We start from the raw sequence: 24872 nt of genomic DNA on the forward strand, positions 1-24872 counted from the left end.
GAGAAGAGCTATAGTTCTCAAGTCTTTGTGATTGGTGGGGCACAAATAGTACACCTTTTTTTAGAGCATAACCTAATCTCAGAATTTATTATGACTGAAATGCATAAAACTTATAAAGGTGATACGTATTTCAATTTAGCACTCCTTGATCAGTGGAATAAAACTATTCTCACTAAAACTAAAGACTATACTATATGCAATTGTGTCCGTTCAGCAGAGTAGTAAAATAAGGTAGGCGAGAAAAGACAACTATCAGTGCATGACACTGGCTCCTTTATGATGGTCAGTGCCCAGAAACTGGCATCCAGTTAAATTTATGGATCTCAGTGTTAGCTACTTAAATAACAGGGGAGAGCTACTAAATGACATCTTCAATTTCTGTACAGCTACATCGCAAGAAAGGAAGCACTGGCTTTCACATTAGCAAATTCCCTGAATAGATGAATACAATTTAATGCATAATGAAGTGTGACCTTAGCCAAAAAAAAAGCAGCAAAAAAGTTAACGCGTTCTAGACGTAACTTTACTAAGTACCATTTCTCTTAATTCTTCAGTCAGTGTGCCACTATCCAAAACACTGTTATGAGGATCATCTCCATATATAAACAGATCATCACGAATCTTAATCGGATTACCATTTAATAATTGATCACCTCTTATCGCATTTACCAATTGTGCAGGCAGTGGTATTAATGTGTCTCTTGCGTGATTAATAATTACTATTGGCGTTTTTTCATTTTGTGACTTTTGCAAATTATCTGCTATATCAAAGTCTAAAGCGAAGGCTTTTAGTATTCTTTTTAGTAGGAATAAAGGCAGTATACTCAAAATTTTCGTTTGAGGCATTGGAAAATGCTCTATTGCTGTATGAAAAGAACTAAAAGTGCTAGTGAAGACGATTCCTCCAAGTTTAACATCTCTATTCGCAAAATGCCTTGATACTTCCGATGCAACTGCTCCTCCAAAAGAATGACCGAAAAGTATAATATTTTCGGGTTTTACACCTTGATATATTAGTTGATCAATTTGCTCTATTGAAGACTTGAATAACTTTTGATCCTTATTTAGAAACGGAATCATGAGTAGGAATATAGATAAAAAAACACAAGCTGAAGCTGATAAGACTGCCAATCCAGCTGTTCTAGCTGTTATTGGATTAGTGAGCAGTATGACAGTAGGTGGCAATATTGATGCTAGTAAGCATACGAAGCTGGTTAAGGCATAAGTTACTATAATTTTGAAATGCAGCCGGGTATTTGTGTGCATGAGTGTGAAAATTAGGTATATCATGGTGGTGCATGAGCTCAGATTGCATATCTTTACAGAATGTAGTTGCATTTTTATAATTATCCCCTAACCCATGAAAGAATATAAGATGTATTTCTTTTTCTTTAGTGTTAGGCATTATTTTCACTATTAAATATTTTCAATTATATACTATTCTTATAATTTTGTTGAGCTTTTTCTATGTTAACTAGTGAACCGGCAATCTTAAAATGCTTGCAAGATCTACTTACATCAAGGTGCATGAGTTTTTTTTGTATCCGTTCATCAGAGTAGTAAAATAAGAAAAAGAGAAAAGAAGACTAAATGAATTTCATCCGAGTAGCTGATACTGGCATCTATATAAAGACAATCTAATGCACTCATTTAAAGTGAAGTTTTCTGGATCCCAGTGTCTAGGCACTGGGATGACAAGAAAAGAGTTGACTTGAATGACACCGAATAGGTATTGGGACAGAGGCTACTTGAATAATATTTTACCATGTCATTCCAGCACTTGATGCTGGAATCCAGAAGTTTTTTGAGCACAAAAGTCATGCTAAGTTTTTGTTGTTAAGAAAGGCTGGATAGCTACTTGCATGACATCATTTGTTACTGTGTTTTTGTCTATCTTATTTTGCTACTCTACTGAACGAATACACAAAATCTAACTTTTTTCTATACAACCAGCCAGGTCAAGAAAGGTGAATCTATCTCTTGTTGCAAATGTAAGATTGACTACCTTGCAATATTGCTCTTTGTTCCAATTAAGATGCTCCGGTAAGTACGGAATTGATAGATCTTCAAATACTTTCTGCAGGTGTTTTGCAGATAGTAAATTTTGCTTAATTAAACTAGAAATATTACTCCATTCTTTGCAAATAATCTCTTGAATTTTTTGCTGCATCATTTGCTTCTGCTTTAGAATTTTTATAAATTCGGTATTACCAAAGCACTGAGTTATATGTTTTACATCTAAAGTGATCGGTTTGGTAATCGGGTTTCGTATTGACAATATCTCCTCTTGCAAGTTAGCCATGGTAATCGTTGTCACAGCAATTTTTTCCCCATGTAACGAGGAGGAATAATCCTGTGTTACCATCTCAATTGCATGAGCTATCATATGTTCTCCTTGACTTGCAGAGTAACTGCCTTTTGACATCACCATTCCGAGTCCTGAAATCAATAAGGCTTCCATAAGTAATAAAACTACTCTTTTATCTTTTTTAGCAAGTGCCAAGTGTTCTCTGAGCAAAATTTCCTCCAGATTGCGAACAAGTTTAAAGGGGAGTTCATTATATTCTGTGCCAAGTAATAGATGAGATAATAGCCAATCGGCTTGTACTGTTGAACGGCAGATGAAATCTGCAAATCCACTTAATGTGAGGCGTAGTGGTGCGTTGGCAATTATATCGGTATCAATGTATATTGCCTTTGGAAGATGTGCTCCGAACGATTTTTTATATCCATCAACTAATATTGAAGCGTTTGCAGAGCTATATCCATTCATGGAAGCAGCTGTTGGAAAGGATATGTAGTCTTTGCCTTCTAAATAGCTTGCGTACTTACAGATATCATTAACAGTGCCACTGCCAAATGCAACCATTAAGTCACTATCTTTTGCTTTATTTCTAACTAGGTTTACAGCTTGGAGAGAAGCAGCTCTGTTCAGTCTATTTGGTGTCATCCAAGTAGCGTGACACTGCGATCCATCATAGTCACGCGCTGGAATGACAGGTGTGGCTGGAATAATTAAATGAGAAACTTTATTAAGTATGTTTTTGTTTAAAAGTTTTGCTGTATTTTCATCTGCAATCAGAAAAATGTCATTTCCATATTGTCTACATATTTCATAGATATTATCAGCAACTTCCCTAATAAGAACTTGTTCTGTGTGCTGTAATATTTGTTTTAAATATCGCATAGAATGTTTACAATACGGTAATGTTAGTATTTCAAGATTGGTATGAAGATTGACCCTGTAGAACTAACTAAGAAATTAATTTCTTTTAAAAGTATAACACCAAAAGACGATGGGGCAATAGAGCATATAGCAGCCATTCTCAAGAAAAGTGGTTTTGAATGTGAGATTTTAGAGTTTGGTGATAAAGTTAAAAATCTTTATGCGAAATATATAAATGGAGTACCAAACTTGTGTTTTGCTGGACATGTTGATGTTGTACCACCAGGTGAGTTAAAAGATTGGATATCTGATCCATTTAAGCCAGAAATTAGAGATGGAATGCTATATGGAAGAGGAGCAGCTGATATGAAAAGTGGAATAGCCGCATTTATTGCTGCTATCGTAGATTCAGTTGCAGGTAAGTTTCGATTCAGCGGTTCAATCAGTGCATTGATTACCAGCGCTGAAGAAAGCACGGAAGAACATGGAACAAAGGCCGTTTTGGAATGGATGAAAAGCAAGCAAAAAAAGATAGATTTTTGTATAGTTGGAGAACCAACGAGTAGTGAGAAATTAGGTGATACCATAAAAATAGGTAGAAGAGGTTCTGCAACATTTAAATTGATTTGCCATGGAAAACAAGGGCACGTTGCCTATCCAGAACTAGCGGATAATCCAATATATAAAATGATATCGATACTAAGTAAGATAAAAGATACCACTTTTGATACTGGTAATAAATATTTTCAGCCTTCACATTGCGAAATTACTACTATCGACGTTGGAAATAATACTAATAATCTAATACCTAGCTCAATAGCAGCAGGTTTCAATATTCGATATAACAACATACAGACGCTTGACGGCTTATATAAGCTGATTGATGAAATATGCTCTAGTGTAACTAACGATTATAAACTGTCTATGCAGAGCAGCAGAAACGTTTTTCTCTCTATTCCTGATAGAAATACTGATATTATGCTTGATGCGATAAATAAAATTACCGGCATTGATGCTGTGCTGAGTACAAATGGTGGCACATCTGATGCTGCGTTTATTAAGGATATTTGTCCAGTAATTGAATTTGGTATGATCAACAAAACCGCACATCAGGTAAATGAATGCGTATCAATAGACGATATACATAAATTAACAGCTATATATAAGGAGTTTATAAAAAATTATTTTTACCCCACTAATAAAATATTAAACCAGATCAATGTAATTGGTAATACGCCTGATGGTCCATTATTAGCTTGAGGTGCAGTTGCATAGAGAAGAAAACTTACTAGACACATTTTACCAGCCCCTTATTATAATATTAAGGGTATTTTTGACTCAAAACTTGTCTTTGATCTGTGCGAGCTCAATAACAAAAATTCAGTAGAAAGCTTATTGGCGAAAATTATCTGTTCAGCAGAGTGACAAAATAAGATAGACAAAAAGGGTATAAGAACAAATAGTGTCATGCAACACTGGTTTTTGTACACAAAACGTTGTAAAGCGCTTTTGTCAACCTGGATTCCAGCAGGCTTTGTTGCACCACTCAAGGAAAGAACAGGCAGTTACTGATGGAATTTGTTATAAAATAGATATTTAGCCGACAAAGGAAAAATATGCCAATAAGAATGAAAGTCAGTAACTGCAATGAATATAACAAATTTCTTCAAGAAAGGGGAAATGTTTTTCATTATATCAACGATGCCATTGAAAATTGGTACGAAAATAGTCCAAAAGTAGCAGGTGGCAACAATGTCTACAGCGACAAAGTAGTGATTCTAATTCACATAATAACCTATCTATTCAGGATTGGTCTTAGGCAAACAGTGGGATTTATAGAGAAATATCTTGAGCAAATAGGGAAAATTTTGCAAATTATCAGCTATTCGCAGGCTTCAAGAAGGTTTAAAAAGCTTAATATCAAAATCAACGACTGCAGAGTTGATAAGAACGATATGGAAGATATTGAAATTGCTATAGATAGTACAGGTATCAGCATCTACAATAATATTCCAGGCCATAGTAAGGCAAATGGTACAGATAGAAAGTATCGCCGCTATGAGCAAACAAGATGTAATGCTAGAGATAGGTAGTAAAAAAGTTATAGCTGCAAAATACAGTAGTGGAGTTTATTCCGACCACTATGGAGCCTGTGATCTTATTGAAAGAGTGGATACCAAGTATAACATAAGCACGATATATGCAGATAGATCGAAAGAAGTTATACAAACTGTGCGATGAGCTTGACATAAAGACAAGGATTCCTCCGCAAAATAATGCAGTAGAGCATCCAAAGTTGGATTATATGAATGAGAGAAATTCTACAATCAAGCTCATAAAGTCATATGATGAAGATGGTATGAAGAGGTGGAAAAAAGAGATAAATTATTGGAAGAGATCTTATATAGAAAGTTTTTTCTCGCGACTGAAGCAAATATTTGGATTTAGTTTTAGGAATAAATCTGAGATTAATCGTGAGAAGGAACTGCTACTCAAGTGTTATTTGCTTAACAAATTTACTGAAATAGGCATGGCTAAGTTTGATATAGCTTCATGAATTTATTATACATTACCCACTATCCGAAGAGCTGTGCAACAAAGCCCACTGGAATCCAGAAATTTTTTGAGAACAAAAGTTATGCTAAGTTTTTGTTGGTAAGAAAGGCTGGTGTCTAGGCACTGGGATGACAGTAGTGTGAGATGGGGCTACTTGGATCTAATTTGCTATTCACAATCCAATTATTACCTTGTTTAAAATAAATATTGAATTTTTATTTTAGTTATATAATAATTAAATATATCATTTAAGATTAAAGATGAGATTATGACAAGTGATCAATTACTAGCAGAAGTACTGAGTATAATTAACGATAAGACAGATTTAAATGAAGATAATATAATTCAGGAAATAGAAGAAGAACTAAAGAAACAGAATCAAGATCTACATGAAGAGTGGAAGAAAGTTGGATTTGATGTAAATCATTTATTTAGTCAAGAACTTACATTGTTGCACGTAGCTGCTAGAGGTGGCTTTGAAAACGTAGCAAAAGTCCTGGTAGCAGGAGGAGCTGATGTTAATAAGAAAGATAGTAAGCGCGAGAAGATTCCTTTACATTTAGCTGCTGAAAATGGTCATGTTGAAGTAGTAGAATTTTTCTTAAATAAAGGAATAAGTGTTAATGTAATGGATAAAGAGGGCAATACCCCTTTGCATTATGCTGCAGATAATGGAAGTAGAAAAACAATATCAATTCTAATAAGAAAAAATGCAGATCCTTGGTTAAAGAATTTTTATGGTAAAACTCCAGTGAATATTTATGCATTCAAGCATCCTAATGGCTCTGGATACTTAATGCAGCTGAAAAAAGCGAAAATTCAAGGTTATATCGTTTTTGGCTCAATGTTGTTGTTAGGTGCTGCTATGGCAACATCAATTGTTGCGGTTAATTTAATTGTACCTGATGTGCCTGTATTAAAGGTGTTATTGTGTGTAAGTATTTTGTATGCATTTGCATCTATAGCTAAATATATTACGTACAAAGCGGCTGAATTGGATGCTGAAAATGAGATTAAAAACGAGCAAGATTCAAACATAATAAATATTGAAGAAGTGAGTGATGAAAAAAAATCGGTTAATAAAGCAACGCACTCAAAAGAATTAAATGATCTTGTTTGTGCAATAAAAGGCTCTTCTAGAATAGAGATAGTTGATCCAGACAAGCAGAAAAAAGTAACACTTGATGGTGTTATTGTTTCAGATGAAGTAAGAAAAGAGTTAAAAATGATTTGTGGTCATATATCAGAGAAGAAGAAGAAAGCTCTTGAAATGCTAAGTTGCAAAATGCCAACAGGCTATATTTTATATGGTCGACCTGGAAATGGTAAAACTCTTATTGCTCGTGCAATTGCATGTGAAGCTAATGCTAAATTTATTAGCGTTTCTGGATCTGAATGTATGCAAAAATATGCTGGACAAAGCGCACATTACATAAAAGATCTTTTTGCAAAAGCGAGAGAAAATGCTCCTTGCATAGTCTTTATAGATGAAATAGATGCTGTTTGTACAAAACGTAGTAATAATAATGCATACAATGACGAAGAACGCAACCGAATTGTAAATCAGTTTTTACATGAACTTGATGGTTTTAATCCTATAGAAGGCGTGACAGTCATTGCTGCAACTAATCGTCTAGAAAGTTTAGATGAAGCAGTAATTAGATCAGGTCGCCTCTCTAAACATATTGAAATTATTTTACCAGATAAAAGCCTACGTGAAAAAATATTGGGTCTTTATACGGAGAAAGTGCCAATGGAACCAGATGTAAATCTAGCAAAACTTGCAGAAGAAACTAATGGTTTTTCAGGAGCTGATCTAGAAAATTTGGTAAATGAAGCAAAACTTCATGCTGTAGATCAGATTTGCGAAGAAGAGTCAGAAGATGAAGAGCTAAAAGTGACAGTGAACATGGATGATTTCAATAATGTACTTAAAGATCTTAAATCTAAAAAGGTTGAGAATGAGCAAGTGGATAGTAAGATGGAGTTGTTGAACAATATTGTGAATTTTGCAAATTTGAGCAAAATGCTTAATAAAAGTGCATAGAAAACATATGGAGCTGCTTTATTGTAAAGCAGGAAAGTGATTCAGCGAATGTAAATGCAAAAGTAGAGATAGAGTACAGAGAAAGCGGGTAAAATAGTGATTTTAATTGTGTTAGATAGATTTTGACTTTCTGTTCTTTTTCTTACTATTTATCACAAATCTCCCTAACGTTTATATCTCTCTTACAGATTCATTCAAACTTAATTAAGTGGGAGTATTGTTAATGCGAAAAGGGTTTAATTAAAATGGTATGGCGTGTGAGGAAGACATACATCAATTGGTAGAAAGTGGATTTGATATTAACTCAAAAGATGTAAGCGGAGTCACTCTCTTACATAAGTTTACAAAAGAAGGCGATTTAGTTGGAGTAAAATCATTATTAGAACACGAAGCTGACTTTAATGTTGTGGACAACGAAAATAGAAATCCACTGCATTATGCTATTATGCATGGACACAAAAAAATTGCTAAACTTCTTGTTAATCAACTGACAATTAATTCTAGAGATAAAAATGGATTTACTCCACTTCACCTTGCTACACTACAAGATGATACAGAATTAATGGATTTTTTAATAACAAAAGGCGCAAAAGTTAATGAAAAAGATGCTGAGGAAGGCTATACTCCTCTTCACATAGCTTCATTATACGGTTCTAAAAAGAGCGTCCAGATTTTAATTGATAGCGGAGCAAATCTTGAATGTGAAGATAACAACTTTCGTACTCCTTTATTTTTGACCATTTATCAATGTACTACACATTATGAAAGTAGAGCAGAGATTATAGAATATCTGATAAAGAAAGGTGCAAACATAGAAGCAAAAGATGCAGAAAATAATACTACGCTTTTTCTAGCAGCATATAACAACAAAATGCAACTGGTAAAGCTTATTGTAAAGCAAGCAAAAGCTAGGTTAAAAGAGTTTATTTGCATAAAAAACAAACATGGCTTTGATGCACTGGATTGCGCTATTGAGCATAATAATAGGCAAATGGTAACATTTCTTGTTTCAAAGGGAATAGAAGCAGATGACCAAGATTGTAGCGGTAACACCAGATTACATAAAGCTAGCTATAATGGTGATACTAAAGCAGTTAAGTTCTTATTGGAGCTTAAGGTAAACGTTAATGCCGTAACTAGATGCAACAGAACTCCTCTGCTACTTGCAGCTAAAAAAGGTCATATAGAAATTGTAAGAATGTTGTTAGCAGTAAAAGCCAATATGAATATTTGTGATCAACAAGGTTTTACACCTCTGCATCTTACTATTCAAAAGGATTATTTTGATATAGCTCAGCTATTAATAGAAAAAGGGGCAATTAATTGTAGTAATGATTATACTGCAATAGATATGTTTATTGACAAGGCTCATAGCAAAAAAAATATTGAAGAAAATTACAAAAAATTTTGTAGGTTTTTGATGCTTTACTTGAAAGAGCTACATAGTAAACACAAAGCCTTTTGTGTACTTTCAATCCTAGCTCTAAGCTTAACAATTATAGGTTTACCATTTATTTTCAAGCCTATTATTAAATATAGAGAAAGAAGTAAAATATATAAAAAAATTAGGGCTATGCTGATTTATATTTAAGTATAACAGGAGAACTAAGCTAATATATGACAATTATCTGCTCGATAAAAATGGAATTAAATGTATCCGTTTAGCAGAGTGGCAAAATAAAATAGACAAAACCATAAAAATAAATGGTGTCATGCAATTTGAGCTTCGGCATAGATCCCACATAAATTTTTTGGTACATATTTTTTCAACATTAATTTCGTATTCCATTCAAAGAATATTAATATTGGCATATAAGTATGAATATTATGCTAATATAATTACTTTTTAGGTATACATGGCAAATTTATGCCTGGAAACAGTTTTTCCTACACTTTCTTTATAAAAATCACAGGCGCCTGTTATTAGCTAAAGTAAAGGTCAAGTATCTGGAATTCTGGACATAAAATCCTCCTGTATAAAAAGATTAGAAAAAAATGCAGCGCACATATGACAGACCGCTGAAAAAGATACGCTACGTTTTTTATTGAAAAGTTAACTGAAAGTCTGCAGACAAAGATAGATTTTGAGCTCTTAAAATATCTCTAATTGTCATTATAATCAGATTCAAAATATGCGGAAGTAATTTTTTTTGACAATAGATTTCTTGCATAACCAACCAGCTGGGATCCAACTAAACACTTTACAACGTTTTTTGCGCGAAAAGGCTGGATGCCAGTGTCAGCTACTTGCATGACATCGTCTTGGATGAAAATCAGTACGTGATGCACCAAAAATTGTGCATCAAAAGGGTGTCATTTGAGTAACTTTTTTGTTGTCGTGCCAGTGTCAGCTACTTTCATGACACCTATTTGTTCCTATGATAGTCTTATCTGTCTATCTTATTTTGCTACTCTGCTGAACAGATACGTTTTTTTTACCTTTTTTATTCTGTAAATTTTTTAGTATTTGTATGTTTAACATAAGAACTACACAAGACTACAAATGGTGAATCAGCATTACCTTAAAGAGAGTACCCATATTTTCAGTTAACCTTAAAAATTCACTGAAGATCTTATTCTTCTGTTCATTACTTGCATTTTTCATTAAAGCTTGTGCTCTTTCCTTTATACCAAAAAGGTGTAAAAATTCTCTTTGAGTCAAAATCTCACAATTTACGTGCCTTAATGAATCTTTTAATGATTGAAAGTTCACAAGTGCAGTGATGTCACTATTACCGACGTTTTCAAGAAAATTAGTATATTTATGCTGCCTTATCGATTGCAAAGTGCTCTTATATTCAGGATATACATAACCATAATCTATAATCAGGGCAGCTCCTCCGTTATTGACTATCTTATTCTCAAGTTTCTTTAATATTTCGATTCCGGCTAGGCATACTTCCACTACTGCACCATTGAAACCCCCTGTCATTCCAGTCTGGAATCCAGTTTTTGGTCTGGTTAAGCACTGGAGTGACAATGAAAGACTGCCATCATCTTGTTTTATTACTCTATTTTCATACCACTGCTCATCACGATAAATAAATTGGTCAATTGGAAGGGCGTCAAATAACTCATTTGCAAAAAAAATAGTTGGCTGATTTGGTAAGTTGTCGACATCTGTGTGCCAATTAATATCTAATCCCTTTAATTTTTCCTTTTGTATTTTCTGTAAAAGAGGACTTATTTCAACTAGGTGAATGTTCATTGAGCTAAAAAAACAGCTGTATTTTTTAGTAACTCTTATTATATCGTGAATGAGTGTTCCTTTACCTGGTCCAAGTTCAACTAGAGAAAATTTTGATGGCTTTCCTAATTTTTCCCATGTATTCATTATCCACACTGCAATTGTTTCACCAAATAGCTGACTAATTTCAGGTGCAGTAATGAAGTCACCATCTTTGCCAAGTGGTAATTTATTCATGTAATAACCGTACTCTTTATGATATAGAGCAGCACTTATGAAATCGCTGATAGATATTGATCCTTGGCTTTTATCAATTAATTCGTGTATATAAGTGAGCATATTATTAATAAACATTTAACTATAGCGTGCCATACTATAAAATAGTGGAGTATTTATATATATAATATAAGTTTAAAAACATATGAGTAGTATTCCTTTGGTTATGGACAATCAAGATACGGATTATGTTACCCTTATACCTCAAGATGATGGTATTGAATATAAATTTAAAGAAGCTATCAATTTTGTAGAAAATAAGGTTGTAAGTGCTGATGGATTAACTTTAGCGGAGGTATTTCAAGCATTGGTTCAAATGTTGAATGGTGATCTAGAGTTAGTAAAAAAAGTGTTAGCATATACTAATATTATGGTAAAACATGGAATGAGGGTAGCAAAAGAGTCACAGCTAAGCAGAGCCGATGTTCGTCGAGCTTTAGAAGGCAAAGAAAGTGTGTTTAATAGGCAAGATTTTATCAAAAAACCACCTCTTGTATCTTCTATAAAATCGGTTAAAAAGAAAAGTAGAGGTCTTTAAATGGCTGAGTCTATAAAAAAATTTACTGTACAGTGTGATTTCAAAGGACAGAATGCACCTTTTGCAGTATATATAGGAAATCCAAAGGGTGATACTCATCCAATTCACCATCAAGATTCATGGCTTGCAAAGGAGCGTGGAGGAAACATTCCTAATAAAGTTAAAGAAAGTTTGCAAAAATTATACAAGTTGTCTCAAGAAAACGGGATCTCTTTTCCAGAATTATGCGCATATGCCATTACTATAGTTAGTAATAATGATAAAAAAAGTGACGGTAAGTAGTTAGATTCTCAATATTTCATTTATAGAAGTTTTTGATCTCGTCTTCTCGTCCACTTTTTTTACTATAACTGCACAATAGGTTGAGACATTATTTCTAGATCGAGTAGATCCTGGCACGACTACAGAATAAGGTGGCACTTCACCGTAAAATACTTTGTTCGTTTCCCTATCAATGATTTTTGTTGATGCTCCAATAAACACCCCCATACTAAGGACTGATCCTTCTCTTATTATAACACCTTCGGCTACCTCACTGCGCGCTCCAATAAAGCAATTATCCTCTATAATGACTGGAGAAGCTTGAATAGGCTCGAGAACTCCGCCTATTCCCACTCCACCGGAAATATGACAGTTTTTTCCTATTTGTGCACAACTACCAACTGTTGACCAAGTGTCTATCATTGTGCCAGAATCAATGTATGCACCAACGTTGATAAAGCTTGGCATTAGAACAACATTTTTACCTATGTAAGCAGATTGGCGGACAAAACATCCAGGAACTGCTCTAATTTTTGAATGGTAAAATTTTTCTTCATTCCATTCACTAAACTTACTACCGATTTTGTCAAACCAGCAATTGGTGTTGTCTATTATTTTGCTTTCCTCAGTGAGGAAATGTAATAATATTGACTGCTTTATCCACTTATGTACTATCCATTCTCCACTTGATAGCTTTTCTGCTACTCTAATTTTACCACTGTCAAGTAACTCAATTACCTCTTTGATTATTAATCTTGCTTCGTGTTTTAGATTATAGTCGTTAAGTTTTTCTTTATCTTTCCAAATATTTTCTATCTCATCTTGTAATTTTTTAGTTGCAAATTTTTCATTTATTATATACATATTGATATCAAATTTATATTATTTTATACGTAAGCACTATGAAAATACAATGTCATAATTGTACTAAAACTTACTTAGTATCTCGTGGGCAAATAGGTGAATCTGGAAGAAAAGTGAAATGTACAAACTGCAATCACATGTGGCATGAGTATCTAAAAGAAATGTCAAGTGAATTGTGCCCTGCTGGTATACAAGAAAAAAAAGCTAACTGGAGGCAAAGTTTAACTCTAGCTTTTGCAACAGTTGCAGGGTTATGCGTTATAATTGTTGGTGGTATCTTTCCAGGAGAGGTAAGTAAGATATATAAAGCAGTTAGTTCATATAAAGATTCAATAAGCCATAAATTAGGATACAAAAAAGTGCAAACGGAAAATTCAAGTGCGAGAGAACTTGTTGTAAATGAGTTTTATCAAGATTACCTTTTTCTATCTAATTTTAGATCTAATTAAATAGGCATAAGTCATCAATGTTATGCAAATAACTACACTTATTCCTTTATGATAGTGTCATTCCAATTTCAGCTACTTTCATGACGCCCTATGATTGTTATTACATCGTTTACTATAGATTTGTTTCAGAAGCTTACATCCAGAAAACTTGTATAGATTTTTTCTACTTCTGTGATATTATAAGCCTGTGATGATAAAATAAGTGGATATGGATAAGTCAGCGTATGAAATCATAGAGCATGAGTATGATGTGGTGATAGTAGGTGCAGGTGGAGCAGGGCTTAGAGCAACACTTGGAATGGCTGCAACTAATTTTTCAGTTGCCTGTATTTCTAAGATTTTCCCTACACGGAGTCATACAGTTGCAGCACAAGGCGGAATTAGTGCAGCCTTGAGCAACATTGCTGAAGATGATTGGCGCTGGCATGCGTATGACACAATAAAAGGTTCAGACTGGCTTGGCGATCAAGATGCAATAGAGTATATGTGTAAAAATGCTGCCAAAGCTGTGATTGAACTTGAAAATTTTGGTGTACCCTTTTCTCGTACGGAAGATGGAAAAATATATCAGCGTGCCTTTGGTGGAATGACAACTCACTTTGGTAAAGGAAAATCGGCTCAGCGTACTTGTGCAGCAGCAGATAAAACTGGGCATGCAATTCTTCATACTCTATATCAGCAATGTCTTAAATTTAACGCTGAATTTTTTGTCGAATATTTTGTAATCGATTTGATTATGGACAAAGGGACATGCTGTGGGGTGATAGCTTGGTCGCTGTGTGATGGTACGTTGCATAGATTTCGTGCACATTTTGTGGTAATAGCAACAGGTGGTTATGGACGTGTTTATTTTTCTGCAACAAGTGCACACACCTGCACAGGTGATGGTAATGGCATGGTGGTAAGAGCTGGGTTGCCACTTGAAGATATGGAGTTTGTGCAATTTCATCCAACAGGAATATATGGCTCAGGGTGCTTGATGACGGAAGGATGCCGCGGTGAAGGTGGGTACCTCGTTAATTCTCAGGGTGAGAAGTTTATGGAACGTTATGCGCCAAAGGCAAAAGATTTGGCTTCTCGTGATGTAGTAAGTCGAGCAATGACAATTGAAATTAGAGAGGGAAGGGGAGTTGGGCCAAAGAAAGATCACATGTACTTGAATATATCGCATCTTGATCCGGAAGTAATAAAGCTCAGATTGCCAGGTATTAGTGAAACAGCAAAGACCTTTGCAGGAGTTGATGTTACTAAAGATCCGATACCTGTTATTCCAACTGTTCACTACAACATGGGCGGTATTCCAACCAACTATCATGGGGAAGTGATCACGTTGCAAAAAGGTAAAGAAGAAGTGGTAGAAGGATTATTTGCAATAGGAGAGGCAGCATGTGTTTCTGTACATGGTGCAAATCGACTAGGTTCCAACTCGCTTCTTGATCTTGTGGTTTTTGGTAGAGCTGCCGCGCTTAGGGCAAAAGAAAAATTGAAACCTGATACACCACATAAAAAATTGCATTCAGACTGCACAGACTGGATAGTAGATAGATTTAATAAAATGAGATTTGCTTCCGGAGAGTTCAAAGTAGCAAAAATACGAAGTGAAATGCAGCACACTATGCAGAAATATGCATCGGTATTCCGTGTTGCTGAAGTTTTAGAGGAAGGTAAAAAAGCTATAAAAGAAGTAGCAAAAATGATGCCTAACATTGCAGTTGAAGATCGTAGTATGATATGGAATAGTGATTTGGTTGAAGCTCTGGAGCTTGCCAATATGATTCCACAAGCAGTTATTACCATGGAATGCGCAGCTAATCGCGAGGAAAGCAGGGGTGCTCATGCTCGTGAAGATTTCCCTGAACGTGATGATAAAAACTGGATGAAGCATACTATAGCATGGCTTAAAGAAGAGAAAAGCCAAGTTAGTGTAGAAATTGACTATAAAAAAGTTGCTGAAAAAACTCTGAGCGATGAGATTGATTTCATCGCCCCGGAAAAGAGAATTTATTAGTTAACCCATCTGGTTTATTTATAAATTGACGTAGTATTGATACATAGCTCATTTGAGTAGCTGGGCTTTCTGTATGCTCCGATTGATTTGACGATCTTTGTACTTCTTGCTCTGCTGAGTTGTTAGCTAAATTTTGTTGTTCAGTAATATTTTCAGGTTGTTTTGCAGCTAGGTGATCATCTTTACGGCTTTGCTTATCGTTGGTTAATTCCTTAACAGACTTCCTAATGCCGCTAAGTCCCAAAGTGAATATCAGACAGACCACTCCTGTTATAGCTATGATGGGTAACGCTGCTCCAATTGCAATTTGTCCTTGAAAGCAAGAAAGTGTTACCATTGTAATAATAGTAGTTGCTACTGTGATTGCTAACAATACACTAGCTCTCCTGCCCGGATCAATGCATTTCCATACAACAGATGCTCCTTTTTTTACACCAGAACCTAGCTTTTTAATGCCTGATTGACATTTTTTCGAAGCAGTTCCACAGTGGTATTTTTCCTCAAGCTTCTCTTTTAGTTCTTTAGCTTTCTCCTGTGCTTTCTGTGGAGTGCTTGAACAATCTTTTAGATCTCGTAAAGTTAAATAGTACTTTTTAGTATGGAGTTCTGGATCTTCTAACCATAAAGAATCAGGGTTAGCACCGTTTTGTAATAATGCTGCACAAAACTTTGTTGTATTATCATAATTAGTTGCTAAATCAAAAATTGTTTCTTGCGATAGGTATTCGATACTTTTTTTTTCTGCTTTTTTCTTTAGTGCTAATTCTAGAGGTGTATTTCCTTGCCTGTTAGTTGCTTTTATAGCTTCATCTAATTTATCTTCAGATATTTTTCTTTCTTTTACTAAGGCTGATATTAATTTCAAGCATGTAACTTTTTGCTTCCCTCTCAGCAAGGCAATATGGTGTAAAGCATTATTGCCATTTGCATCTTTAAGGTTAATATCTGCTCCTTTTTTCAATAATTCCTTAAAAGATTTTTCATCTTTATCTTTAATTGCTAAATGTAGTTGATAATTATCATTACTATCTGGAGTATTTATGGTATGGGCTATAACTTCTTCAACTTTTGTTTTTATTTCTGGTTTTCGCTCAGCCAATTTCTCTAAAAATTTAAGATAGTATTCATTTTGCTTTTTAGATAATTTTTCTAAATCCTCTGTAGGTAAGCTTAGCTTGGCTCCATACTTTAACAATTTTGCAAGAAACTTAAGTGTGTTATCGTTATCTTGGATTGTGTGAGAATCATGTTTCCCTTTTATTATCTTGTTAATTAGTGCTACCTGAAAAGGAGTCTTTCCTTCTTGATTTTCACTATCAACAAGTTGTACTAAATTTTTCTCGTTAGCTATTTTTATCAAGGTATCTAGAAACTTAAGCTTTTGTTTCTTTTTGAGCGATGCAATAAGGTGTAAAATATTATTTCCTTTTTCATCTGTTATGCCACTGATATTTGTGCAATCTTTTAGGTATTTTCTAAATTTCCTGTTGTTTCCATTTTGGATTGCATTTAGTAATTGAACGTCATTATCAGAATCCGATATTCCGTTTATTCCATCTTCAAAATCGCTATCAGAATCTGATATTCCGTTTATTTCATCTTCAAAATCGCTACCGTAGCCACTGTCTTGTTCGCTGTACCTACTAAAACAACTTTTAGTGACTTCAGAAATTACTTGTTTTTTTGTTTCATTTGATATTCTTTTCGATCGTTCTATTACTTCACCTAGCACTGGAAGGAAACATTGGACATAATATCTGTGATATTTTTCCTGTTCTCTAAGCGATTCTTCTAATTTAGTTAATACTTCAGGACTAGCGCCTTCCTTAAATAACCTTTTACATTCCTTGAGTGTTCCATCTCGACTTCTTGGTTTTTCATGCTTATGTTTTTCTTTTTTTACCTTTCTCTCTATAATATTATACAATTGCTTGTCTTTTTTATCTTGTTTTTCATTTTTGTTTATACATTTGTCTAGTTTATTTGCATTACTAACTAATACACTTGAATCTATACTCATATTAAAACCTCAATATTAAAAGCTATTTGGCGTTAACGAATTGTATTAAACTTTTAAATTGAGCTAGATGTTATCGAAATATAGGTGAAAAGGCAGAAAACTAGTTTCTATTAGAAAATCTATTGTCATAGTCAAATCCCCACTTTAGCACTTGTCTACTATTTTAACTATTTTATCTTAAAAAATAATAAATGTGGCTAAACTGTGAAGCGTGAATGCTGCTAAAAGAGATAAACAAATATTTTTATAGATCTTTCAAACTTGATTTTTCTTCTAATTTTTTAAGCATTCCTTTACTTAGTATTGATTTTATCTCTTCTACGCTTTTATCAAGATTATCATTAATTATTACGTAATCATATTTATTACTTTTACTTATCTCTTTTTGCGCTTCGGCTAATCTACGCTCTATTTCAATTTCATCATCACTATTACGCCTTTGTAGACGCAGTCTAAGCTCTTCCATTGAGGGAGGTAGTATAAAAACACTTACAACTTTTTCTCTTAAGATTTCAAACAAATGAAATGCTCCTTGCCAATCTATATTCAGTAAAACACTTATTCCACTGCTCAGGTTTTGTTCTATAAAATCTTTTGGTATACCGTAAAAATTCTCAAAAACTTTGGCATATTCAAGCATTTGACCAGCCTTACATAGTTCGTGAAACTTTTCTTCAGTAACGAAAAAATAGTCTTTTCCGTTTACTTCACCGGGACGAGGTTTGCGTGTAGTCATAGAAACAGACATAACTAAATCAGTTGATTGCTCAAGTAATTTTTCTGATATAGTAGTTTTTCCAGCTCCAGAAGGAGAGGATAGAATCAGTAGTATGCCCTCATTTTTTACGGTCATTTTTCTTTATTTAACAAGTACATTATAGAGCTTTTTTAAGACTTTGTATTTTTTAAATCAAAGTTTAAAAGACTAGAGCCCTCTAAATTAGAATTTGATAAATTGGCATCAATAAGAGAGGAATTATCAAAGACAGTATAACGTAAATCGGCTTTTTCAAGATTTGCCTTATTCAAATTAACGTTTACAAACTTTGCTCTGCTTAATATTGAATTAGAAAAAATAGCATTTTCTAAATTCATATCTTTAAACTCAAAGTAAGAATAATTTACATCAAATTTTTCACCCTGCGATATTTTCTCTTGCAGATCTTTAATTGAAGTTATAGCACTCTCTAGACCTGTAATTTTGCTCTGTCCCTGATTGTCAATCATAATTGAATTATCAAATTTGCAATCTGTTAAATGAATATCAGCAATTGAACTTTTATATATGCTTGAAGAGAGGAAAGAGACATCACTCACTGTTGAATTATTCAAATTGCTAAGAAAAAAACTAGTCTTTCTAAAGGCATTATCATAAAACACGGAGGATTTGAAATCACTTTCAATAAAGTTTGAATTAGTGACTTTTGACTTAGACCAGCTCGAATTATCAGCTAATAATTTGAAGAATATTGAATTTTCTATCTCACTCGAATCCATATTATGGTGGGAAAGAGTACTATTATAAATTTGAGAGTCTTTAATTTTTGTCTTATAAATTGAAGTTCTAGAAAGATCTGAATCTTCTATTTTTGCAGAGGTAAACAATGAATGATCAAAGAACGAACCACTCATGTCAGAATTCACAACTTTAGTATTATGAAACTTTCCATGACAAATGTTAGCGTTATAGGTATTAACTTTATACAATTCACTAAAACTAAAATCAATATTAGATAAATCAGCATCCTGAAGGTCTGCTTCGAAAACATATGCATGTTTTATCTTGGAACCATTTAGTATAGATTTAATGAAGTTTGAATTATCCCCTTTCACATAGGAAATTTGTGAATTGCTTAAATTGGCTTTTTCGAAATTACTGTTGACTATAATGGAAGAATTAAAATAGGCGTTTGAAAGATTGCTACCTGTAAAATCCGATTTTTTTATTTCTGCACCATATATGTTAGCATTTTTTAATGAAGAAAATTGTACCTTGAGCTTATGTGCATCCACTCCAAAGAAACTTGCGTTGTCGAAATTATTTTTCTGCATAACAGTGTCGTTTATTTCACTATCACTAAAATTGATGTAGCTTGCACTTGAGTTTGATAAATTGGAGAAATTCATTTTTACATTCAAAAACTTGGTATGCAAACCAATTATATTACGCATACTTACTTTGTTGAGATTAGAATTGATAAAATCAGCATAACTGATATTAGACTGATCAAATATGATATCTGTTAAATTTGTAGAAGCAAATTTTGAAAAACTTAAATTTGTGCCTTTTATTTTAACGCCATGTAAATTAGCATTGGAAAAATTGGCACCACGCAAATCAACATCGATAAAAGACACATCTGATAAATCGGTGTTAGAAAAATCGGCACCAATTAAACTTACTCCATCAAAAATAGATTTGCTTAAATACAATTGACTAAAATTAGCACCATTTAAATTAGGACCAAAACCTTTCTTAAAATCTTGTGGTATGCTGGCTTTATTACACTGTACTAAAAATTTAGCAAAATCTTTTGTATTGTAAGATATGTATTTTACATCGTGCAGAGCACTTAAAAAATCATTGATTGCATCATCTCCATAGCATAAATGACCAACTAAAATTAATATCAAAAGTCTAATTATCTTTTGCATCACACGTGTTTTCTTTTGTTTTTATAGCAAAGTTATACATCTCTGAGTTTTCTTGATTGTTTATTTCTTTATCCTCTAAAAGGTATGGCATCATTTCGGCAATTGCGTTTATTATGTTGATCTGATTCCTTTCGATTGCTATTTCAATAGGGGACTTAAAATTATTATCAACTACTCTAGGATCAGCACCTTGTAATAAGAGAAAGCGAACTGTGTCTATTTGACCTTGTTTCACTGCATAAATTAGAGGAGTATCACCCAATTTATTTCTAAATCTTAGTATTTCTTGAATTGTTAATCCAATTTTTTCTAGCTTATTTATTACTCCTCTTAGACAAATTAAGTTGCCCTTCTTGATGCAGTAAAAAAATTGCTTACTGTAATCATCAGTAAATATAGTTTTAGGAAGGTGCTCATTTAGGCTATCATATTGTCTTTTATATATAGACTTGCTTTTATGTTTTTTTATTTCTTTGTTTAGCTTTGTCCATTTTTCGCTTTTTTCATTTTTTTTGTTCACAGGTGTTATATTGTCAGGCTGTTCTTCTTTCTTTTTCTCTGTTAATTGGCTTGTTGAAAGTTCGGTGTCTTTTTTGCTAATCTCCTCTTCAGGCTGTAGGTTTGTTTGATTATTGTGACTGATTTTCTTCTCTTCAGGTTCTTCTTTTTTTTCTTCTGATAAAGGACTTGTTAGAGCTTTGGTATCTTTTATATTAGTCTCCTCTTCAGACTGTAGGTTTGTTTGATTACTTGAAGGTACTTCTTTATTGATTACATTTGTTGGGTCTGTGATTTCTTTGAGTTCGCTCAGAAGCGGAGAAGTTTTTTCAGCATCAGTGTTGCTTTTCGATACGTCTTCTTGATTTATACTGCTTTCATTTTTATTTTCTTCAGGCTGTTCTGCAGCAAGCAGGTTAGATATAACAATTAATAGTATGAAGAATGCTTTATATTTCATAAACATTGCAAATATAGGCTTAATTAAAATGATACTATAATCAAATGATTAATCTACAGTAAAAAATGCCTTAGGGTTTTATTTATATTTGCTAATAGAAAATAAAATGCTAAAATTAGATAGGCTATTTCGAGTGAAATTAATACTTTTTCTTACTCAAGCTTTTTAAAATTATATAATTTTTTTAGGGGGTATATGTTACCACAAAATAAACAATTACTAGATGCTGCTGAAAGCGGTCAGCTAAATCTTGTTAAGCAGGCTATACAGGGCGGAGCAGATATTAATGCTGCAGATGAACATGGAAGTACTGCATTAATGTTAGCTGCTGTATTTGGTTATCCAGGTGTAGTGAAGTATCTGATAGGAATAAAAGCAGATGTTAATATGAAAGATAAAGAGGGAAACACTGCTCTAATTTGGGCTGCTAAAGAGGGTCATTTAGGTATAGTAAAGTATCTGATAGGAATAAAAGCAGATGTTAATATGAAAGATAAAGAGGGAAACACTGCTCTAATTTGGGCTGCTAAAGAGGGTCATTTAGGTATAGTAAAGTATCTGATAGGAATAAAAGCAGATGTTAATATGAAAGATAAAGAGGGAAACACTGCTCTAATGTGGGCTATTAGATTAGGTGAGGTGAATATAGCAAAGTGGCTGATACACGCAGGAAAAGCAAGGATTGATGAAAAAGATACCTGTGAATACACTGCATTAATGTTTGCTGCTGGATTCGGTCATTTAGGTATAGTAAAGTATCTGATAGGAGCAAAAGCAGATGTTAATGTTATAAGTCGAAATAAAGGAAGAACAGCACTAATGCTTGCTGCTGTAGGAGGTCATTTAGATATAGTAGAGTGCCTAGTAGAAGCAAAAGCAGATGTTAATATGAAAGATAAAGAGGGAAACACTGCTCTAATATGTGCTACTAAAGAGGGTCATTTAGAGGTAGTGAAGTACCTGGTAGAAACGGCAAAAGCAGATATTAATACAAAAGACAATAATGGAAACACAGCACTAATTTGGGCTGCTAAAAATGGAAAACCAGATATAGAAGAATATCTTAAAAATTATATACAAAAAAAAAGTTACATACAAAAAAAAGAACTTTTGCAGGAATATATCTATGTTGGTGTTGGTAGTGCAATAGGCTTAGCTTTAGGTATGGCAATAGCATATTATGCAGGAGCAGCTATTGGAGTTTGTATAGCATCAGCTGTCGTTGGTCTAGCGCTAGGTGGAGTAGCTGGTTACGTAATTGCAGAAGTGAAAAAAGAAAAGGATAGAGATCCAAATATAGACGTAGCTACCGCACTTAAAAATGTTTTCACTACTCAACCTTTAAGTGAAAATGTGATAGCTTTAAAGTGGAAGTAGTAAACTAAAGCTGGCTTTGTGTTTATAGTACTTTTTGCAAATAAATGCTCAGTGGTAATTTGCGTACTAAACGGTGTCATCTAAGTAGCTGACACTGGTTTCTATCATTATCAGAAACGTTATATTTTAGCATAACTTTTAACTCACAAATTTAACTGGATGCCAGTGCTGGCTACTTTTATGACATCTATCATTTTATGTTTATAGTATTTTTTGCAAATAAACGTTCGTAGTTGTAAATTAAATGCAAAAAAATACTTGACACATTTGGTAAGTTGATTATTATCAGTAAAAATGAGGGTATTTTAGAGCTCGAAATCCACCTTATTCAAGTCTGCAGACTTTTCAATTAATTTTTCAATAAAAAATATAGCACAGTCTACTTCAGTGCGTACACGTACGCTTAATTTCTGTCATAAGGTGTGTTATATTTTTCTAAATCTTTTCTTTATAGGAGGGTCATTATGTCTAAAATTCCTTAAACATTAATTTTTAACTTAAACATTTATTAAATAGTGCAGTACTGCCTTACGCGTTGCTAATCCAAACTTTACTTGCTGTAAAATAACACAATCTGCTATATCATTGCTAATTTCGATACCTCTATTTATTGGTCCTGGGTGCATAACAATTGCATCGGGTTTTGCATGCGATAGTTTTTGTGCATCAAGTCCATACAAATGAAAATATTCTTTTTCTGAAGAATTATTATTCATGCGCTCTTTCTGCAACCTCAAGAGCATAATTACATCAGCATCCTTTATACCTTCAGTTAATGAATAATGAAGTGAATCTACTTCAGAAAAATGTTTACACATCAAAGCTGGTGGTGCAACTAAGCTTATTTTTGCTCCAAACATTTTTAGCAATCTTATATTTGATCTTGCAACTCTACTGTGCAAAATATCTCCACATATCACAATTTTGAGGTTTTTTATTTGCTTTTTATGACTGATAATTACGAGATAATCTGCAAGAGCTTGAGTTGGGTGTTCACTGCTTCCATCGCCTGCGTTGATTAGCGAGCAATTGACATGCTTTGCCAATGTATTAATAATACCACTACTTTTATGCCTGATTATCATATAGTCAGGATTCATTGCATTTAGTGTTTTTATCATATCTTTTAGATCTTCCCCTTTGTTAATAGAAGAAGATTTTATTGGTAAAGTTATAACATTTGCTCCAAGGCTCTTTGCTGCTATTTCAAAAGATGCGAGCGTACGTGTTGAATCTTCAAAGAATAGGTTTATGACTATTTTATTTTTCAGAACATGACTATTTTCAACTTTTTCTTCAAGGTATTGGTTGGCTAATTTAGTTATATTTTCTACATCACCGATTGTGAGGTCTGAGATATTTAATAAATTCCTTCTCTTGTCCATAGCTCCTTTTTTGAGCTTATTCTACTTTCTTAATTTCAATTACACAACTGTAAAGTAAAGTAGAAGGAAGCTATAAAATTTTATTTCCACTTACATTCATCTGCTATCATAACAGCCTCAAAGAGATGCTTCTCAAGCTCACTTATAGGCAGAGTACTTTGTAGGTAATTTCCCCAAGATTTTAACACATCAGAAGTTTCAATACCTTCAACAATAGGATATTCTTGATTTTTTTTAGCATATAGCTCTTGAGCCTGTTTGCTTACAAAAAACTCCAATAAAGCTATGGCATTTTCTCTGTGTTTTGCGTTTTTTGTTACTGCTGCACCACTAATATTCACCATTACACCATCACTCGGAAAGAAAGCTCCTAACTTTTCTGTGATATTCTTTTTATTTTCTGATGAAAGGATTCTTGCAAAGTAGTAGCTATTTACTATTGCAACATTGCCTTCACCAGCGGCTACAGCATAAATTTGATCTGTGTCACCACCGCTTGGTTTTCTTGCCATGTTGCTTACAATTCCACTCACCCATTCTTTTGTTTTTTCAAAACCATTTTTTGCAATCATAAAAGCGATCAATGATCGGTTATATGGACTTGTGGAAGAGCGTACTAATATTTTCCCTTTCCATTTTTCATTCGCTAAATCTTCATAGGTACTTAATTCCTTAGGATCTACTGATTCTTTATTGTAAACCAATATTCTAGCTCTTTTTGTGAGACCAAACCAATAATCTTCATTATCTCTAAATTTTGCAGGTATGGCATTTTTTAGAGTCTCTGAATCCACTTGAGATAAGAGCCCTCTTTTTTTGGCTAAAATCAAATTCACTGCATCTGCAGTTAAAAACAAATCAGCTTCACCACCATTTTCCATGCGTGAAAGCAATTGGGAATAATCGTCAATGATATAACGTACCTTAATGCCAGTGGTTTTTGTAAAATCATCAAACAAACTATGTACTAATTCTTCTTTACGTGATGAATAAACGTTTACTACTTGTGAATCATCAATTCCGCTATTTTTATATAAAAAATTAACGACTATCAATAAAGCCGCTACTAAAGATATAAATATTAAACCTTTTTTCATAAACAAACCCCTTCCTTGTCATCATCTC

At 33.5% G+C, this 24872-nt stretch carries 22 protein-coding genes and 1 pseudogene; 13 read left to right on the plus strand and 10 right to left on the minus strand.

Going from position 1 to position 24872, the window contains the following annotated elements; genetic code table 11:
* Positions 1–12 precede the first annotated feature (12 nt).
* A pseudogene (locus ABWU35_RS00730) lies at positions 13–222 on the plus strand (dihydrofolate reductase); the annotation flags it as partial.
* A gap of 279 nt (positions 223–501) precedes the next feature.
* On the opposite strand, the gene ABWU35_RS00735 reads toward ABWU35_RS00730, so the two are convergent.
* A complete protein-coding gene (locus ABWU35_RS00735; protein ID WP_007302110.1) occupies positions 502–1080 on the minus strand; it encodes an alpha/beta hydrolase in 579 nt (192 codons plus the stop codon).
* On the opposite strand from ABWU35_RS00735, the gene ABWU35_RS00740 reads away from it, so the two are divergent.
* Positions 1079–1225, plus strand: a complete 147-nt coding sequence (locus ABWU35_RS00740; protein ID WP_179943643.1) for a hypothetical protein — start codon at positions 1079–1081, stop codon at positions 1223–1225. The two genes, ABWU35_RS00735 and ABWU35_RS00740, sit on opposite strands and share 2 nt — an antisense overlap.
* A gap of 705 nt (positions 1226–1930) precedes the next feature.
* Here the strand turns inward: ABWU35_RS00740 and ABWU35_RS00750 are convergent.
* Positions 1931–3187, minus strand: coding sequence for an iron-containing alcohol dehydrogenase (locus ABWU35_RS00750; RefSeq protein WP_007302109.1), 1257 nt, complete (start codon positions 3185–3187; stop codon positions 1931–1933).
* Between the two features lie 42 nt (positions 3188–3229).
* Here ABWU35_RS00750 and dapE point away from each other — a divergent pair, with 42 nt between their 5' ends.
* The 6 genes from dapE to ABWU35_RS00780 all read left to right on the plus strand — a co-directional run bounded on the left by dapE (position 3230) and on the right by ABWU35_RS00780 (position 9360).
* Positions 3230–4426 (plus strand): succinyl-diaminopimelate desuccinylase, encoded by a 1197-nt coding sequence (gene dapE, locus ABWU35_RS00755; protein ID WP_007302108.1) that lies wholly within the window; start codon positions 3230–3232, stop codon positions 4424–4426.
* Positions 4427–4782: 356 nt separating this feature from the next.
* On the plus strand, positions 4783–5259 hold the full coding sequence (locus ABWU35_RS00760; protein ID WP_019236989.1) for a transposase: 477 nt from the start codon (positions 4783–4785) through the stop codon (positions 5257–5259).
* On the plus strand, positions 5225–5407 hold the full coding sequence (locus ABWU35_RS00765) for a hypothetical protein (protein WP_038227351.1): 183 nt from the start codon (positions 5225–5227) through the stop codon (positions 5405–5407). Before ABWU35_RS00760 ends, ABWU35_RS00765 begins: the two co-directional genes overlap by 35 nt.
* Positions 5367–5723 (plus strand): transposase, encoded by a 357-nt coding sequence (locus ABWU35_RS00770; protein WP_007301972.1) that lies wholly within the window; start codon positions 5367–5369, stop codon positions 5721–5723. Before ABWU35_RS00765 ends, ABWU35_RS00770 begins: the two co-directional genes overlap by 41 nt.
* Positions 5724–5990: 267 nt before the next feature.
* The gene (locus ABWU35_RS00775; RefSeq protein ID WP_012481884.1) at positions 5991–7769 is read left to right on the plus strand and encodes an ankyrin repeat domain-containing protein; all 1779 of its coding nucleotides are present in this window, start codon (positions 5991–5993) and stop codon (positions 7767–7769) included.
* A gap of 250 nt (positions 7770–8019) precedes the next feature.
* Positions 8020–9360: an ankyrin repeat domain-containing protein gene (locus tag ABWU35_RS00780; protein WP_012481883.1), complete on the plus strand. Its 1341-nt coding sequence runs from the start codon at positions 8020–8022 to the stop codon at positions 9358–9360.
* A 906-nt stretch (positions 9361–10266) separates the two neighbouring features.
* Here the strand turns inward: ABWU35_RS00780 and ABWU35_RS00785 are convergent.
* The gene (locus tag ABWU35_RS00785) at positions 10267–11295 is read right to left on the minus strand and encodes a class I SAM-dependent methyltransferase (RefSeq protein WP_029237556.1); all 1029 of its coding nucleotides are present in this window, start codon (positions 11293–11295) and stop codon (positions 10267–10269) included.
* Positions 11296–11377: 82 nt separating this feature from the next.
* Between ABWU35_RS00785 and ABWU35_RS00790 the strand changes: the two genes are divergently transcribed.
* Both ABWU35_RS00790 and ABWU35_RS00795 read left to right on the plus strand, forming a co-directional pair.
* Positions 11378–11770, plus strand: a complete 393-nt coding sequence (locus ABWU35_RS00790; protein ID WP_007302103.1) for a hypothetical protein — start codon at positions 11378–11380, stop codon at positions 11768–11770.
* Complete coding sequence (locus tag ABWU35_RS00795; RefSeq protein ID WP_007302102.1) at positions 11771–12052, plus strand: DUF2610 domain-containing protein; 282 nt, start codon at positions 11771–11773, stop codon at positions 12050–12052.
* Here ABWU35_RS00795 and dapD read toward each other — a convergent pair whose 3' ends face one another.
* Positions 12053–12895: a 2,3,4,5-tetrahydropyridine-2,6-dicarboxylate N-succinyltransferase gene (gene dapD / locus ABWU35_RS00800; protein WP_007302101.1), complete on the minus strand. Its 843-nt coding sequence runs from the start codon at positions 12893–12895 to the stop codon at positions 12053–12055.
* Between the two features lie 38 nt (positions 12896–12933).
* On the opposite strand from dapD, the gene ABWU35_RS00805 reads away from it, so the two are divergent.
* Both ABWU35_RS00805 and sdhA read left to right on the plus strand, forming a co-directional pair.
* Positions 12934–13344: a zinc-ribbon domain-containing protein gene (locus ABWU35_RS00805; RefSeq protein ID WP_007302100.1), complete on the plus strand. Its 411-nt coding sequence runs from the start codon at positions 12934–12936 to the stop codon at positions 13342–13344.
* Positions 13345–13552: 208 nt separating this feature from the next.
* Positions 13553–15352 carry a succinate dehydrogenase flavoprotein subunit gene (gene sdhA / locus ABWU35_RS00810; protein WP_012481881.1) on the plus strand — a complete coding sequence of 600 codons (1800 nt, stop codon included), beginning with the start codon at positions 13553–13555 and terminating at the stop codon, positions 15350–15352.
* Here sdhA and ABWU35_RS00815 read toward each other — a convergent pair.
* The 4 genes from ABWU35_RS00815 to ABWU35_RS00830 all read right to left on the minus strand — a co-directional run bounded on the left by ABWU35_RS00815 (position 15324) and on the right by ABWU35_RS00830 (position 20985).
* Complete coding sequence (locus ABWU35_RS00815) at positions 15324–17372, minus strand: ankyrin repeat domain-containing protein (protein ID WP_007302098.1); 2049 nt, start codon at positions 17370–17372, stop codon at positions 15324–15326. The genes sdhA and ABWU35_RS00815 overlap by 29 nt on opposite strands.
* A 244-nt stretch (positions 17373–17616) precedes the next feature.
* A complete protein-coding gene (gmk, locus tag ABWU35_RS00820; protein WP_007302097.1) occupies positions 17617–18225 on the minus strand; it encodes a guanylate kinase in 609 nt (202 codons plus the stop codon).
* Between the two features lie 35 nt (positions 18226–18260).
* Complete coding sequence (locus ABWU35_RS00825; protein ID WP_012481880.1) at positions 18261–20027, minus strand: pentapeptide repeat-containing protein; 1767 nt, start codon at positions 20025–20027, stop codon at positions 18261–18263.
* Positions 20011–20985 (minus strand): ankyrin repeat domain-containing protein, encoded by a 975-nt coding sequence (locus ABWU35_RS00830; RefSeq protein ID WP_264684956.1) that lies wholly within the window; start codon positions 20983–20985, stop codon positions 20011–20013. Before ABWU35_RS00830 ends, ABWU35_RS00825 begins: the two co-directional genes overlap by 17 nt.
* 195 nt (positions 20986–21180) lie before the next feature.
* On the opposite strand from ABWU35_RS00830, the gene ABWU35_RS00835 reads away from it, so the two are divergent.
* Positions 21181–22362, plus strand: coding sequence for an ankyrin repeat domain-containing protein (locus ABWU35_RS00835; RefSeq protein WP_264685557.1), 1182 nt, complete (start codon positions 21181–21183; stop codon positions 22360–22362).
* A gap of 497 nt (positions 22363–22859) precedes the next feature.
* Here the strand turns inward: ABWU35_RS00835 and ABWU35_RS00840 are convergent, their stop codons facing one another.
* Together ABWU35_RS00840 and ABWU35_RS00845 are read right to left on the minus strand one after the other, a co-directional pair.
* The gene (locus tag ABWU35_RS00840) at positions 22860–23747 is read right to left on the minus strand and encodes an aspartate carbamoyltransferase catalytic subunit (RefSeq protein WP_007302094.1); all 888 of its coding nucleotides are present in this window, start codon (positions 23745–23747) and stop codon (positions 22860–22862) included.
* Between the two features lie 80 nt (positions 23748–23827).
* Positions 23828–24844 (minus strand): Fe(3+) ABC transporter substrate-binding protein, encoded by a 1017-nt coding sequence (locus ABWU35_RS00845; RefSeq protein ID WP_007302093.1) that lies wholly within the window; start codon positions 24842–24844, stop codon positions 23828–23830.
* Between the last annotated feature and the right edge of the window lie 28 nt (positions 24845–24872).

It is taken from the genome of Wolbachia endosymbiont (group B) of Xylocampa areola, from assembly GCF_964028205.1.
Taxonomy (GTDB): domain Bacteria; phylum Pseudomonadota; class Alphaproteobacteria; order Rickettsiales; family Anaplasmataceae; genus Wolbachia.